9 protein-coding genes and 1 pseudogene are annotated in these 13,893 nt (G+C 72.7%); 5 read left to right on the forward strand and 5 right to left on the reverse strand.

Going from position 1 to position 13,893, the window contains the following annotated elements:
- Positions 1–966: 966 nt before the first annotated feature.
- The 3 genes from IE294_RS36445 to IE294_RS36455 form a co-directional block, all read right to left on the reverse strand.
- Complete coding sequence (locus IE294_RS36445; protein WP_229917675.1) at positions 967–1,686, reverse strand: GntR family transcriptional regulator; 720 nt, start codon at positions 1,684–1,686, stop codon at positions 967–969.
- 115 nt (positions 1,687–1,801) lie between these two features.
- A complete protein-coding gene (locus IE294_RS36450) occupies positions 1,802–2,599 on the reverse strand; it encodes a PfkB family carbohydrate kinase (RefSeq protein WP_189893368.1) in 798 nt (265 codons plus the stop codon).
- A 30-nt stretch (positions 2,600–2,629) separates the two neighbouring features.
- Positions 2,630–3,643, reverse strand: a complete 1,014-nt coding sequence (locus tag IE294_RS36455; RefSeq protein WP_189893370.1) for an SIS domain-containing protein — start codon at positions 3,641–3,643, stop codon at positions 2,630–2,632.
- A 220-nt stretch (positions 3,644–3,863) separates the two neighbouring features.
- On the opposite strand from IE294_RS36455, the gene IE294_RS36460 reads away from it, so the two are divergent.
- Both IE294_RS36460 and IE294_RS36465 read left to right on the forward strand, forming a co-directional pair.
- Complete coding sequence (locus IE294_RS36460; protein ID WP_268252835.1) at positions 3,864–5,369, forward strand: APC family permease; 1,506 nt, start codon at positions 3,864–3,866, stop codon at positions 5,367–5,369.
- Positions 5,370–5,524: 155 nt separating this feature from the next.
- The gene (locus tag IE294_RS36465; RefSeq protein ID WP_189893373.1) at positions 5,525–5,896 is read left to right on the forward strand and encodes a hypothetical protein; all 372 of its coding nucleotides are present in this window, start codon (positions 5,525–5,527) and stop codon (positions 5,894–5,896) included.
- A 204-nt stretch (positions 5,897–6,100) separates the two neighbouring features.
- Here the strand turns inward: IE294_RS36465 and fdhD are convergent.
- Positions 6,101–6,966 (reverse strand): annotated as a pseudogene (fdhD, locus tag IE294_RS36470) (formate dehydrogenase accessory sulfurtransferase FdhD).
- Positions 6,967–7,197: 231 nt separating this feature from the next.
- On the opposite strand from fdhD, the gene IE294_RS36475 reads away from it, so the two are divergent.
- Positions 7,198–8,700: an MFS transporter gene (locus IE294_RS36475; protein WP_373315912.1), complete on the forward strand. Its 1,503-nt coding sequence runs from the start codon at positions 7,198–7,200 to the stop codon at positions 8,698–8,700.
- A 216-nt stretch (positions 8,701–8,916) separates the two neighbouring features.
- Here IE294_RS36475 and IE294_RS36480 read toward each other — a convergent pair whose 3' ends face one another.
- Positions 8,917–11,778 carry a helix-turn-helix transcriptional regulator gene (locus IE294_RS36480; RefSeq protein ID WP_189893375.1) on the reverse strand — a complete coding sequence of 954 codons (2,862 nt, stop codon included), beginning with the start codon at positions 11,776–11,778 and terminating at the stop codon, positions 8,917–8,919.
- A gap of 585 nt (positions 11,779–12,363) precedes the next feature.
- Between IE294_RS36480 and IE294_RS36485 the strand changes: the two genes are divergently transcribed.
- Both IE294_RS36485 and IE294_RS36490 read left to right on the forward strand, forming a co-directional pair.
- A complete protein-coding gene (locus tag IE294_RS36485) occupies positions 12,364–12,975 on the forward strand; it encodes a DUF308 domain-containing protein (RefSeq protein ID WP_189893377.1) in 612 nt (203 codons plus the stop codon).
- 172 nt (positions 12,976–13,147) lie between these two features.
- Positions 13,148–13,540 carry a hypothetical protein gene (locus tag IE294_RS36490; RefSeq protein WP_189893379.1) on the forward strand — a complete coding sequence of 131 codons (393 nt, stop codon included), beginning with the start codon at positions 13,148–13,150 and terminating at the stop codon, positions 13,538–13,540.
- The last annotated feature ends 353 nt before the right edge of the window (positions 13,541–13,893 follow it).

Consider the following 13,893-nt stretch of genomic DNA (forward strand, 5'->3'; position numbering starts at 1 on the left):
CTGACATCTGCTCACCCCGTCCAGCAGCGTGTCGCTGCGGACGCGATGAGGTGGAGTGCGTTAAAGGGACCGGCCGCGCCGCGCGCCAAGCCCCGCGCACCGACGTGCGCGAGCGCAGACCGTGCCGCCACGAGAAGGCCGCGCGGGCACGCGGGACGCCGCAGCCCCACAAGGATGGCGTCCCGCCGTACGCCGTCGTTACGCGTCGAGCTGATTCGGCTCCCGCTGCGAGGGGGGGGGCTGGCGGCCGTCCGCAGCCGGTTGCGTCATGAGGGAGCGGCCATGGGGGCTTCGGAGAGGTGGCGGCGGTCGGACGAGTGCTCACGGAGGTGCTATGCCCACGGTGGAGGCTGACCCCGCTCGGTCCAAGTTCCTCTGTTTGCTGCCTAGTTGGTGCAGGCGCCGGGCCGCGAAAGCGGCTGGACAGGGGGTCAGGGCGATCGCCATGGCGGTCGGTTGTTGGGTGAGGGGATCGGTCAACAGCCCCCCGCGGCGCAGCCATTCCACGTCTACGGCGGTGCGTTCGCGCGGTATCTCCAGGGCGGCTACGGCGCACGCGTGCTCGACGGCCCGTCGGTGTTCCCCACCTCGACCACCCCGGTGGCCGGCAGGTCCGCGAGCGGCCGACGCGGCGCCGAGAAGCCGTCCGGGCCGTCGAACGGGTCGCCCGGCGTCGCTGTGTGGGGGCTGCGCCGCCGCCGGCCTGCCCCTCGAAGAGGGCCGGACGCTCCAGCAGCGCCGTGCGCTGTTCCCGGTCCCACAGGCGGGCCGTCTCGATGGCGGCGGCCCTGCCCGTGCGGAACGTCCGGCTGGAAGGTGCCTCTCCGTGCCCCAGGGCCCCCTCGATGGCGAGGACCCGGTGCGCCGGGTCCGGCGGCAGCACGGAACAGGAGTCGTAGCCCAGCAGTCGGCAGGCCGTCCTGGCCTCGAGTCCCGTGGACCAGGCCACCGGCGGACAGGACCGGTTCAGCGGCGCAGCACGTTGAAGGCGAAGGCGTCGCCCCGGTGGTAGTCCTCCGCGTACAGCACCGGCCGCCCCGCGGGCGTGATCACTGTCTCCGAGATCAGCAGCCAGGGCCCGAAGCCGCCCAAGGAGTACCGCCGCTGCACGTCCTCGGGCAGTTCCACCGCGCTCAGCCGGGCGGCGGAGGACACCGGTGGATGGCCGTGGGCGGCGAGCATGTCGCTCAGCGACCCGCTCCAGTCGAAGTGCCGCACGGGCCCCGGAATCGCGTCCCTGACGATGCTGGCCACGCTGTAGACGAGCGGATCGTCGCCGTCGGACCGCAGCCGTTCCAGCCGGATCACCGTGTCGTCGTCCGAGAGGCCCAGCGCCTCGCGGACGACATCGCCCGGGGCCTGCTCCGCGACGGAGAGCACGACGGTGTGCGCCTGGTAGCCCAGGGCTTCCAGCATGCTGCTGATCGACTCGAAGCGGGTGATGGGACGTTCCACCTTGAGCGCGCCGAGGGGGGACATGAACCGTCCGCGGCCACGCTCGGCGACCACCATGCCCTCCTGCTCCAGCAGCTTGAGCGCCTCCCGGGCGGTGGACCGGCCGACCCCGCACAGTTCCGCGATCTCCGCCTCGCTGGGCAACTGGTCGCCGGGGACCAGCCCACGGGACCGGAACAACTCCACCAGCCGGTCGCGCACTTGGGCCGACATGGGGCGTTTTGCGGGCATGTGGGGCTTCCTGTCGGGCGGAGCGGATCCGGCTGCGGACTAAGGCACCGCACAGTGTATGACGAGTGCCGTGCGGCGGGAGCGTACGGCGGACGCCCCCGTGCACCGGGGCCGTTCACCCGGCCGGAACGGTTTCCTGCGGCCATGCTCCCTCGTGGGCGCAGGTCTCGGCGGCGGTGCGGGAGCCCGCCCGCATCGACTGTGCGACGTCCGCTCCGGCGGTCCGCGCCGCGAGGAAACCGGCGATGTAGCTGTCCCCCGCGCCCGTGGTGTCCACGACGTTGGTCGGCAGGGCCGGCACCTGCCACCAGGAGCGCCCGTCGTGGCCGATGCTGCCGGCCGCACCGCAGGTGACGATCGCCAGTGCCGCTCCGCCGGCGACCGCCTGACCGGCCAGCAGGCGGGCGTGGGACACGTCCTCGCCGGCGGAGCAGAAGGCGATGCCGAGTCCGTCGAAGCCTTCGGTGACCGCGCAGTCCTGGCTGAGCAGTACGCCCCGGCCGGCGAGCGTGCGGCGGACCAGTGCGGCGGACTCGGCCGGCAGCATGCCGATGTGCACGGCGCCGCACCGGCCGAGCCGCTCCAGTTCGGCTTCGTCCGGCCGGTACTGGGCGCAGACGGCGAAGTCCTCGTACTCGAAGGACCGGTCGCCGGTGGCGTCCACCCGTATCCGGGAGACCGAGGTGTGGCCGGGCAGCACCACGAGTCCGTCGGTGCGCACGCCGTGGGCGGTGAGGGCCGCCCGGACGCGTTCGCCCGCCCGGTCGGGGCCGACGGCGCCGGAGTAACGGCAGGCGTTGCCCGCGCGGGCCAGGTCGACCGCGACGTTCAGGGCGTTCCCGCCCACATAGCTCCTGCTGAGGGTGCCGACGTACTCGTCGATGGTGTTGTCCCCGACCGTGGCGAACAGCAACGGGCTCTCCTCTCGTGGTGGACGCCGGTGTCAGTAGGACACGCGCTTGTAGTAGCGGCGCGTGGTCAGCGGGTGGTCCCGCTTGACCTCCAGGTGTGCGCTGACCCGCTCGAACACCGTGGCCAGCAGCACCGGGGAGATCAGCGACCGGGTGCGGGCGCCGACGCCGGGCAGCTCGAAGGCGGCGGTGTCGAAGACGGAGAGCTTGTCGGTGTAGCGGGGGGCGAAGGCCTCGACCCGCTCGACCAGCGCACGGCCGTCGTCCTCACCCTTAAAGGTGATGACGCTGACGTCCTTCTCGACCAGTTCGAGGGTGCCGTGGAAGAAGTCGGCCGCGTGCACCGGGCGGGTACGGATCCACTGCATCTCCTCCAGGATGCACATGCCGTAGTAGAAGGCCTCCGCCCAGGTGGAGCCCGCCCCGGTGATGATGTGGTACGGCTCGTCCTGGATCTGCGCGGCGAACCGCTCCGCCCTCTCCTCGAAGGCCTGCTTGACGTCCACCAGGAGCTTCGGCAGCAGCTTCAGGTCGGCCACCACCTCGTCGTAGTCGGTGATCTCGCCGCGCTCCTGCATCAGCGCCAGGGCGAGGATCAGGGACTGCACGTAGAACGACTCGCAGGAGGTGTCGTCCTCGGCGAAGTTCACGAAGGAGTGGTCCGCGCCTTCGGCGAGCGGGGTGTCCGCGTGCCCGGTGAGCGTGATGACGGTGGCGCCCCGGCTCTTGCAGTACGCGAGCGCCTCGACGCTCTCGGCCGTGGTGCCGGACAGGGACGGGATGACCACCACGGAGTGCGGGCCCAGGTGCACCGAGCCGCCCGCCACCAGCTCCGCCGGGGCCTCGACGTGCACCGGGAAGGTCGAGCGGGTCTGGAGCAACCGGGCGGCAGGCAGCATCAGGATGCCGGCTCCGCCGGAACCTACGAAGAAGAGGTTCTGCGCACCATCGCGCAGGCATCGGGCGACCGCGTCCCGCAGCCCGTCGGCCAGGTCGATCGCGCCGGACTGGATGCGCAGGAAACGGTCCGTGTCGAAGTTCAGCATTGACGCCTTCATCTCAGGTGGTCGGACGGCCGCGAGGCCGATTTGTTGTCTGACAAGTACGAATTGAAGTCAGACAAGTAGCGCCTGTCAAGGCGCCGGGAAACTCTTGACACCCGTCGTTCACCTCCGTGACAGTGGCCTCCACTCACGTCAGACTTCCGCAAATCCTGTCTGACAAGTTTTCCGTGAACAGTGCGAGAACCGAACCGGGAGGGCGCCCATGCCCGTCGACCACACATCGGGAACCGTCCGAGCCGGCGGGGAGAAAGAGCGTCCGCGTGACGGAGGAAGCGGCGGCGCGCCCGCCGGGCTACGCCGCAACCTCAGCCTGTGGCAGGTGCTCGGCGTATCGATCGGCGTCATGGGCCCGACCCTGTCCGCCAACATCAACCCGCAGGGCGCCGAGCCCGCCGTCGGCCGGGCCATTCCACTGGCGATCGCCATCGCCACGGTGGGCGTGCTCCTGCTGTCGTACAGCTTCGTGCGGCTCAGCCAGCACTTCAACACGTCCGGATCGGTGTTCGGCTTCGTCGGCGCCACCCTGGGCGCCCGCGCGGGCACCGTCGCCGGCTGGTGCCTGCTCGGCACCTATCTGCTGTTCGGCATGAGCAGCGCCTACTCGGCCGCCATCTTCTCGACCTCGCTGATCGAGTCGCTCGGCCTCCTGTCCGACCCCCCGAACTGGCTGCCCCACCTGATCGCCCTGCTCGTCCTGCTGGCCGCGGCGGTGATCACGGTGTTCCCGGCCCGACGCGGCGCCGACCTGCTGCTGTGGATCGAGGGGGCCACCGTCGTACTCATCCTGCTGATCAGCGCGGTGGTCGTCTACCGGATCAGCACCGCGCACGGCCCGCAGGGCCAGGAGTTCACCCTGTCCGTCTTCCGGCCCGCCGAAGGCACCGGCAGTTCGGCGCTCTTCCTCGGCGCCGTGTTCGGCTTCCTGGCCTTCGCGGGCTTCGAGAGCGCGGCCACCCTCGGAGAGGAAGCCCGCGAACCACGCCGCACCATCCCCAGGGCCGTCATCGGGACCGTACTGATCGGCGGCGTCTTCTACATCGTCACCAGCGCCGTGGAGGTCATGGGGTTCGGCACCCGCGCCTCGGATCTGGCCCGCCTCCATGCCAGCGGTTCGCTGTACGGTGATCTGGGCGCGGCCTACCTGTCCTCCTGGGTCGGTGACATCGTCACGGTCGGTACCACGGTCTCGGCGCTGGGCGGCGCGATCGGCTGCCTGATCGGCGCGTCCCGGATGCTGCTGTCCCTGTCCCGGGCGGCGACGACCAGGGACACGGTGGTCACCCGGGTGTCCGCGCGGTACGGCACGCCGGTCGGAGCCGTCGGCGTGGCCTTCGCCGTGATGGTGGCGTCCGTGGTGGTCTTCGGATGGGTGGCCCGCGTGCCCGTCGCCCTGCCCTGGGCGTGGATCGGGACCGTGGGGACCCTGATCGTTCTGGTGGTGTACCTGCTGGCGACGGTGGGCGCCGCCGGGATGCTGCTGCGCACCCGGCGGGTGCCGCGCCGGGAAATGGTCATCCCCGCCGCGACCGTGGCCGTGCTCGGCTACACGCTGTACCGCAACATCGTGCCCTACCCCACGGGCGCGGCCTTCTGGCTGCCGATCACCGCCGGCGCCTGGATAGCGGTGGCACTGGCCGCCGTCCTGCTCTCTCCGGCACTGGTACGGAGGATCGGGCACCGGCTCACCGAGGAGGAAGGACTCGCCTGACCCCGCCCCGCCCCGCCTCGCCCCGTGCCGGGTGGTGAGGCCGAGGCGAGGAGGACGGGGGACCCTCTGGCCGGGCGGCCCTCCGGCCCGGCGACCCTCCGGCCCCGCAGGCGTGACCCGTGTGCGCGGCAGCTGAGCCGGAGGATCGTCTTGTCATGGACCATCGCGTGGGCGAGGCGGAGATCGACGCCCGGGTCGGCCCGGAGTTCGTCGACGCCCCCTGCCTCCCCGCGGGCCGCCGCCTCCAGGACTGGCTGCGCGCGTTCCCGGACGACACCCGTCCGCTGAGCCTGGAGTTCGGCGCGGGCTTCAACACCCCTGGTGTCGTCCGCCGGCCCGGCGAACACCTCGTCCGCCACTTCCCCCGGGCGCGCGCTGTACGCGTCCATTCCGCGCACCCCGAGCGGGCGCCGCCCGCCCCGCAGACGCCGACCACCTGCTCGGCGTACTCACCGCCGGCGGGGGATGCCGACGCCCGTCGCCGGAGTCGTCGGCGAGCCGCGGCCGGCCGCAGGGGAGACCGGTGACCCATCCGCCGAACCGATGGCGGCGCGCACACGGGCCGACCCAACTGCCGCAGCGGACACGGCACTTGACCAGTCCCCCCGTGCGGCCCGGCGCCGTCGGCATCGATCTGCCGGTGCGGGTGGAGGGCGACACCCGCTTGGGTCCGTGGTCGGTGCGCAGCGCGGCGGGGTGACCGTACGGAACGACGACCCGAAGCCCGACGATCACCGTGGCGCCCGGGGCTGAGGAGGTCGCCGAGGGGCGGGACCCGCGACGCGCCAGGCACCGCTGTAGACGTTCATCGAGTCACCGCGCAGGAAGCCGACGAGTGTCATCCCGCTCTCGTCGGCGAGCTCGCACGCCAGTGACGAGGGGGCGGAGACCGCCGCGAGGACCGGGATGCCGGCCATGACGGCCTTCTGCACCAGTTCGAACGAGGCCCGCCCCGATACCATCAGCACACTGCGGAGAGCGGCAACAGCCCTTTCTGGAACGCACGTCCCACCAGCTTGTCCACCGCGTTGTGCCGGCCGACGTCCTCCTGGAGGTCGAGCAGGGTGCCCCGCTCGTCGAAGAGCCCGGCCGCGTGCAGTCCGCCGGTCCGTGAGAACACCTTCTGCTCCTGCCGCAGGCCGTCCGGCAGGGAGGCCAGCAGATCCGGGGAGAGCGAAAGAGAGGGGTGGTCGGACAACGCCCAGCGCGCGACCGTCCGTACGGCGTCCAGGCTCGCCTTGCCGCACAGGCCGCAGGACGACGTGGTGGAGAAGTTCCGCTGGAGCGTGAAGCGTTCGGCGCCGACCCCTTCGGCCGTGCGCACGTCGACCACGTTGTAGGTGTTGCACCCGTCCTCGGTGGCACCGGCGCAGTACGTCATGGTCCGCAGCTCCTCGACCGAGCCGAGCACACCCTCGCTGACGAGGAACCCGGCCGCCAGCGCGAAGTCGTCACCGGGTGTGCGCATCGTGATGGCCAGCGCCTCCCCGTTCAGCCGGATCTCCAGCGGTTCCTCGGCGGCCACCGTGTCCGCCCGCGTGGAGACGTTCCCCTGCCGCACGCGCACGACCTTGCGGCTCACCGCGGCTCTTCCCATGGCTGACGTCCTCACCGTGTGTCGGATGGCCGGCTGTCCGGGCGCCCGCCCCGTGTGGGCACCGCGCCGCACCCCTTCACCGTAGGCAGGCCGCGCGGGCGGAGGCATCCGTCATCCGACGGCGATACCCCCTCCGCCGCCCCTCCGCATCACCCCCTCACCGCATGTTCATGCGATGCGCGCCGGCTCGTCCCGCCCGCACACTGCGGGGCAGTGGCGAAAGGAGTCGTGGTGAGCCCTCTGTTCCGCACCGATGCCCGGACCGACGCCCGGCAGGACCCTGGACAGGGCCCTGGACAGGACCCCAACCGGTGGCGCGCCCTCTGGGTCACCCTGGTCGCCGGGTTCATGATCCTGCTGGACGTGACGATCGTGTCCGTGGCCCTGCCGTCCATGGCGCGCGACCTGGGCGCGAAGCCGTCGTCGGTGCAGTGGGTCGTGTCGGGCTACGCGCTCACCTTCGCCCTCGCCCTCGTGGTGGCGGGGCGGTTGGGCGACGCCGTGGGCCGCCGGCGGATCTTCCTCGTGGCGCTCGCCGCCTTCGTCGTGTGCAGCGCGGCCGTCGGCGCGGCCCCTACGATCGGGCTGGTCGTGGCGGCGCGGCTCGCCCAGGGGGTGTCGGCCGGCTTCCTGGCACCGCAGAACTCCGCGCTGATCCAGCAGCTCTTCACGGACTCCGAACGGCCGCGCGCCTTCGGTCTGTTCAGCGCCACCGTGGGCATCTCCAGCGCCGTCGGCCCCATCACCGGCGGCGTCATCCTCGCCCTGGCCACGGGCACGGACGGCTGGCGGTGGATCTTCTACGTCAACGTGCCCATCGGTGCGGCGGCCCTGCTCCTGGGCCGGCGGCTGCTGCCGAGGTCGGCCCCCGGCGTACGGGGGCACCTGGACCTGGTCGGGGTGGGCCTGCTGGGTGCGGGTGTCCTGGCGCTGATGCTGCCGCTGGTCGAGGCCGACTCCGGCGGGCTGCGCCGCATGGCGTGGTTGTTCCCCGTCGGCGCGCTGCTCCTGTGGGGCTTCGCCCGCTGGGAACGCCGTGTCTCCGCGCGTGGCCTGGAGCCCCTGCTGGACCCGCAGTTGCTGCGCGGGGTCCGAGGCTACGCGGCGGGGGCCGGGCTGGCCACCGTCTACTTCGTCGGCTTCAGCGGCATCTGGCTGGTGTTCGCCCTCTACTTCCAGGACGCGCTGGGCTACTCGCCGCTGGAGTCCGGACTGGCGGTCACACCGTTCGCGTTCGGTTCCGCGGCGGCCGCCGTGGTGGCCAGCCGGCTGGTGCAGCGCCTGGGGCGGCTGCTGACGGTCCTGGGCCTGGTCGCGGTGGCGGCGGGCCTGACGGCCACCGCGCTGCTGCTGTGGCTGGTCCCGGGGGCCGCCGCGATCTGGGCGGTCGTGCCGGCGCTCCTGGTGAGCGGGATCGGCAGCGGCTTCGTCATCTCGCCCAACGTGACGATGACCCTGCGTGAGGTCCCCGTGAGCATGGCGGGGGTCGCGGGCGGCGCGCTCCAGACGGGCCAGCGGCTGGGCGGCGCCGTCGGTACGGCCGTCCTGCCGGGGCTGTACTACCTGCTCCGGGGCACTCACGGCTCGGCGTCCGCCGCTGTCGCCGCGTCGGTGGGCGCGGGCATCATCGCGGTCCTGGCGGCGCTGCTGCTGGCGGTGGCGGACTGGCGGGTCGACCGGCGGCAGGGCCCACGCGAGCTGCCGTCCCCGGACCACCATGCCCACCTGGGATGAGCGGCGGGGGGAGGACCGGGAAGCCGGCTCCGTGACGAGGGAGCCACGGACGGCGGACGGCGGACGGCCGGGCGGGGGAGGGGGACGGACCCGCCCGGGCGCGGACACCGTGGTCCCCCTTCCCCGAGTACGGCCGCCGGACGGGCGCCGTCACGGGACGGACCGGACCGCCGGCCGCGCGTACGGGGAAGGCCCGCGAGGGGTGCGCGGGGGATTTCACCCGGCGGCTCCCCGCCGGTCGACCTCCGTCAGGTAGAGACGGGCCAGCTGCACACGCGACCGGATGCCCAGCTTCTCGAACGCGTGCCGCACATGGGTGTTCACCGTGTGCGGGGACACGAACAGCCGCTCCGCCACCTGCCGGTTGGTCGCCCCGTGCGCGATCAGGCGTACCACACCCAGCTCCGACGGGGTCAGCCCGCGCCACCCGGCGGCCGGTGCGTCGGCCGCCGGGGCTGTCGTGCCGGGTTCGGCGCCCGGCTCGACCCCGAGCTTGCGCAGTCGGCTCCGGACGCGCCGGACGTCCCGGTGGGCGCCGCACGCCTCGTACTCCTCCAGGGCCCGTTCGAAGCGGACTCGTGCCTCCGGTGCTCCCGCTGCCGCCGCCGGTCCGCCGGCGTCCTCCCACGCCTGCGCCGCGAGCAGCGGTCGAGCGGTTCCGTACCGCTCCACCGCCGCCAGGAGCCGGTCCGGGTCACCGTCCAGGAGCCCGCGCACATGGGTGGCCACTGCTCCGAAGAGGTGGAAACGGGGATTGCGCCGCGCCCGGTGCTCGGCGAACTGCACAGCGCGGGCGGCGACCTCACGCAGCCCCGAGCCGAGCGCGGTACGGACCAGCAGGACCGTCTCCGCGGGATCGGCCGGTGCCGCGTGGACGTGGCCTCGGCGCGAGTAGGCCACGGCGAGCGACATGTCACGCTCGGACAGGCCGGGATCGTCCCGGTAGGCCAGGGCGAGCAGGTTGATCCAGGCGCCGGTCCCGCGGCGCTGCGGGTCGTCGCTCGACAGGCAGGCGCCGGCCCGGGCCACGCACTCCTCCATCGTCGCGTCGTCCCCCATGTGGAAGGCCACGCGCGCCCGGGTGCACAGCGCCGCCGACGCCCCGGTGAAGGAGACCCCGGTGGCCGTGGCCTCGGCCTCGGCGGAGGCCAGTTCCCGCGCGGCCTCCGCCAACCGGCCCGCGTCCAGCAGGAGTCGGGCCCGCGCGGTCCGCCACAGGGGCAGCAGTGCCTGCCGGCCACGCTGTTCCGCCTCGTTCGCCGCCTCCTCCACGAGGTCCCGCGCGCTCCGGTCCGCCCCGGACAGGCCCAGCAGCGCGGCACGCCAGCTCGTGGCGAGGGCCACCTCGGGCAGGGTCGCGGCGCGGGCGGGGTCGAGGCGCGCGATACCCGCCGCGGCGGCCTCGCTGTGCTTCAGCGCGTCGGCCCAGTGGTGCCGGTGGCAGGCGCTCATCGACCGCATTGTCCGGTGCGTCAGTTCACCGACCGGGTGCGCACCGCGTGTCCGCATCAGGGACTCGGCCATGCCGTCGCCGGCTTCCTCGGCCTCGCCCGCCAGCAGGCGGTTGAGCAGGGTCGTCAACAGCAGTTGATCCTTCAGGGCGACCGGGACATCGCGCCGGCGGTGGACCTGGCGGACCTGGGCGTCAGGCTGCCGGACGTGGAACTGGCTTCCCATGCGGGCCAGTTCCAGGCATGCCTCGGCGTGGGTGAGGGCATCGGGCGGGGCCTGGACGACCCGGTGGGCCAGGTCTCGTGCCCCGGCGATGTCCCCGGACTGCCACAGCAGGGGGATGAGTTCCGCCGACAGCCGCTGTCGCTCGGGGCACACGTCCTCGGTGAGTTCCACGGCGCGCTGGAGATATCGGACCGCGCTGCCCGGCGCCACGGCGGCCAGCTCGTGTGCGGCGGCCCGCAGGACGCGCCCGGCCTGAGCGTCGCCGGGCTCCGCGAGGTCGAGGAGCTCGGAGGCCAGCGACACCGCCGGCACACCCGCCTTCATCCGCGCCTCCACCGAGCGCCTGCGGATGGACAGGCGCACGGGCCGGGGGAGGGTGGCCGCGATCGCCTCGCGCACCGCCGCGTGCGGGAAGGACAGCCGGTCGTGACCGGCGTGCAGCAACTGGGCGGCCAGGACCTCGCGCAAGGGCCGCAGCAGGGTCGGCTCGCGGCGGCCCATTACCTGGGACAGGTGCTTGACGGTGAGGGAACGGCCCAGCACCGAGGCGATCAGCACCAGTTCCCGCCCGTCCTCGGAGAGCTGGTGGAGGCGCCGGGTGACCAGCGGGGCGAGGACCGTCGACGCGTCGGCCGGGCCCTGCGCGGTGGTGGGGGAGCCGTGCTGGAGATGCGCGCAGAACTGCCGTACCAGGCCCGGGAGTCCGTCGAGGTAGGGCAGGTAGGGTGCCGCCGCCGCGACTCGCGGGCCCAGGATGTCCTGGGCCATCTGCCGTACCGCCTCCGGGGCGAGCGGCGGCAGTTCGAGGTGGGCGGCCTGTCCGGAGAGCAGATCCCGGCGCAGCGTGCGCACGGCCGGGGCGTCCGGGTGGGCGCGGGAGGCGAGCACCCACAGCAGGGGGAGCCCGGCGAGCCGCGCCGTGAGTGTGCGCACCGCCACCAGGGTCAGTTCGTCGCAGTCCTGCACGTCGTCGAGGAGCAGGACGACCGGCCGCTCCAGAGCGAGAGCGCGGAGCCGGTTCCCGACCTCCCGCAGCAGCCGGTACGACTCCCCCTCCTCGGGCGAGCCGGTGCGCGGCCCGTGAGCGAAGCCGCCGGTCTCGGCGCAGAGGGCGTCCAGCAGCGGCGCCAGCGGAGTGAGCTCCCCGCGTGCCGGCCCGGCACCCGTGAGCACCCGGGCCCCGGCCAGGGCCGCCTCGGTTCCGGCACCGGCCAGCATGCGGGTCCTGCCCGCACCGGGCGGTCCCTCGATCCACAGGACTCCGCCGCCGTTGCGGTGAACGTGCCGGCGTACCCACTGGGTGAGCCGTTCCTGTTCCGTGCCGCGTCCGCGTACGGGGAGCGCGGGCGCCTCGTCGGCGGCACCGGTCGCTGTCCGTGGGTCGTCAATCGCCTGGCTCAAGGCAACCTCCAGGGGTCCGTGTTCACAGCGGTGGACGGGGCGCCACACCGTGAGGCGTCGATGCCGGGGAACCGGTGCCCGAGGGCGGTACGGGTGCGGACACCGCATCGCCGGCCGATCGGGCGTATGGCCGCCCCCGGGCCAGGAGCGCGGTCTTCCCCGCGTCCACGGACATGGTGGTCGGTGCTGGACCCGCCTGGCTGTCGAGACCGCCTGAGAGGTGTTCCGGGTGCTCCCCAGGGGAGAAGTCGGGAGAACCCCACGGTTTCACCGGACCGTCCGTCGCCGACGCCCCCTGCGCTGCGCCGCGGTTTGCCGCGGTCCTCTCCCGGGTTCACACGCCCCAGCCGGCAGGCCCGCCACACATGTCTGCCCGCTGACACTGCCGTCCGGTTGTGGGGCCCTCCCCATGCCTGCCTCCGGGATGTCCCGTGGATGTTGTCGAGACCGCACTACAGCCGGGACGGCAGACCGGCCGTGAGACTGGAGGCCCGCCGATCACCGGCCGGACCACCACCATGACGAGGCACATGTGCCGGGTGCACTGGACGTGCCCCGGTCCCGAGGGACGGGGAAGCGAAAGAGATGGCGCAGATGGAAGCCGTGCGGTTCGAGGACCGGGCTGTCCCGGTCCGGGCGAGGGTGAGCGCGGTCCGCGGCATCCGCGTACGCAACCGCCCCACCAGGCTGACCGGGGCCTTGGTGTCCGTGGGTGTCGGCGGCACGCTGCTGCTGATGCCGGAACCGACCCGGATGGCGACGGGGATCGTCTTCGGGGTGCAGTTCGCCGTCCAAGGCGTGCTCCAGTTGTTCGCCGCGCGGGAGGCGAGGGTGCCACGGCCCGTCCGCTGGCTGCTCGCGGCCGGCGGAGGCGTCGTCCTCTTCCTGGCGGTCTCCTTCTTCCGGGGCCACGCCGACTCGGTGTTCCTGCTGGGGCTGTGGACGGGCTTCGGCCTGCTCCTGCGCGGCTTCACGATGGCGGTCTCGATGATGCCGTCCTCGGTCGTTCCCGTAGTCGCCTACGACGACCTGCTGAACGCGGTGATCGTCTCGGCCGGCCTCTTCATGACCGCCTTCCCCTTCTCGTCCCTGGGGCAACTGGCTTCCCTCGCCGGCCTCGCCCTGATGCTCACCGGGCTGGTGGAGACCGTCGGCGCCTCTCGCCGGCCGAGCCGCACGGCGCGAACCAGGTCCTAGGTCAGTTTCAGCAGAGGGGTGACACCAGGGCGAACCCAGGTGGTGGCACCGGACCAGCCATGGCAAGAGGACGAGACCTAGTATGTGTGGCAGTACATGAGACATGCCCCGCGTGACACACATCGACGTAGCGCCTTCGTCCGAGAGCCGAACCACAGGGAGGGTCCGCGGCATGCCGGAAGCCAAGTCGCCCGCCACTGAGCTGCTGACGCACTACAGTTCCCAGCCGGCACAGGACCTCGAACTGAATGCGCAGGAGCAGGACCAGGTCCGCAGCGAGATCGAGTCGCTTCAGGCCCGCCTGCTGACGTTGCAGCACGACCACACGGTGCTCGCGACCATGCGGCAGGCGCTGGAGAGCGGTATCCCGCTCCAGCAGGCCCCGGTGTCCGCGCCCGTGCGGGGGTACGGCCTGCCCACCGCCCCGGCGCCGGGTGCCGTCCGGCGGAAGCAGAAGACGCCGACGCTGGTCGCCCGGAGTACTGTGCAGCGCCTCAGGCAGGAGCATTCCGTGCGCTACACGAGCCCCGAACCGAACGGGCCGGACGAGGAAGGTCCTCGCTGAGGCCGCCCTTCTCACCGGCTCACCAGTTGCCTGCCGGTGGCCTCCGGCAGGTGCACGGATTCCCGCTTCCCGCACTCGTCACTGAGCCGGATCTACGCCGCCCCCTTGAGACCAGCCCGTCGCCTCGGCCTTCTCCGGGCGTCGCAGTCCGTAGCGGCTCCGTGGCGGAAGCCATCGGATGTCCACCCTCATCTCTCCGCGCCTTCGGCCCATGACCGTCATATGACGGATGGGAGCGGCCGAGTGCGACCCGCATGATGAGGACGCGGTACGGGGTGGTGCGGGACGGCCGCGCACCGGAAAAGGGAAGTGAGCCGATGGAACACCCGGAAACAGCGAATCACCACCTCTCC

Source organism: Streptomyces canarius (genome assembly GCF_014650735.1).
Lineage (GTDB): Bacteria > Actinomycetota > Actinomycetes > Streptomycetales > Streptomycetaceae > Streptomyces > Streptomyces olivaceoviridis.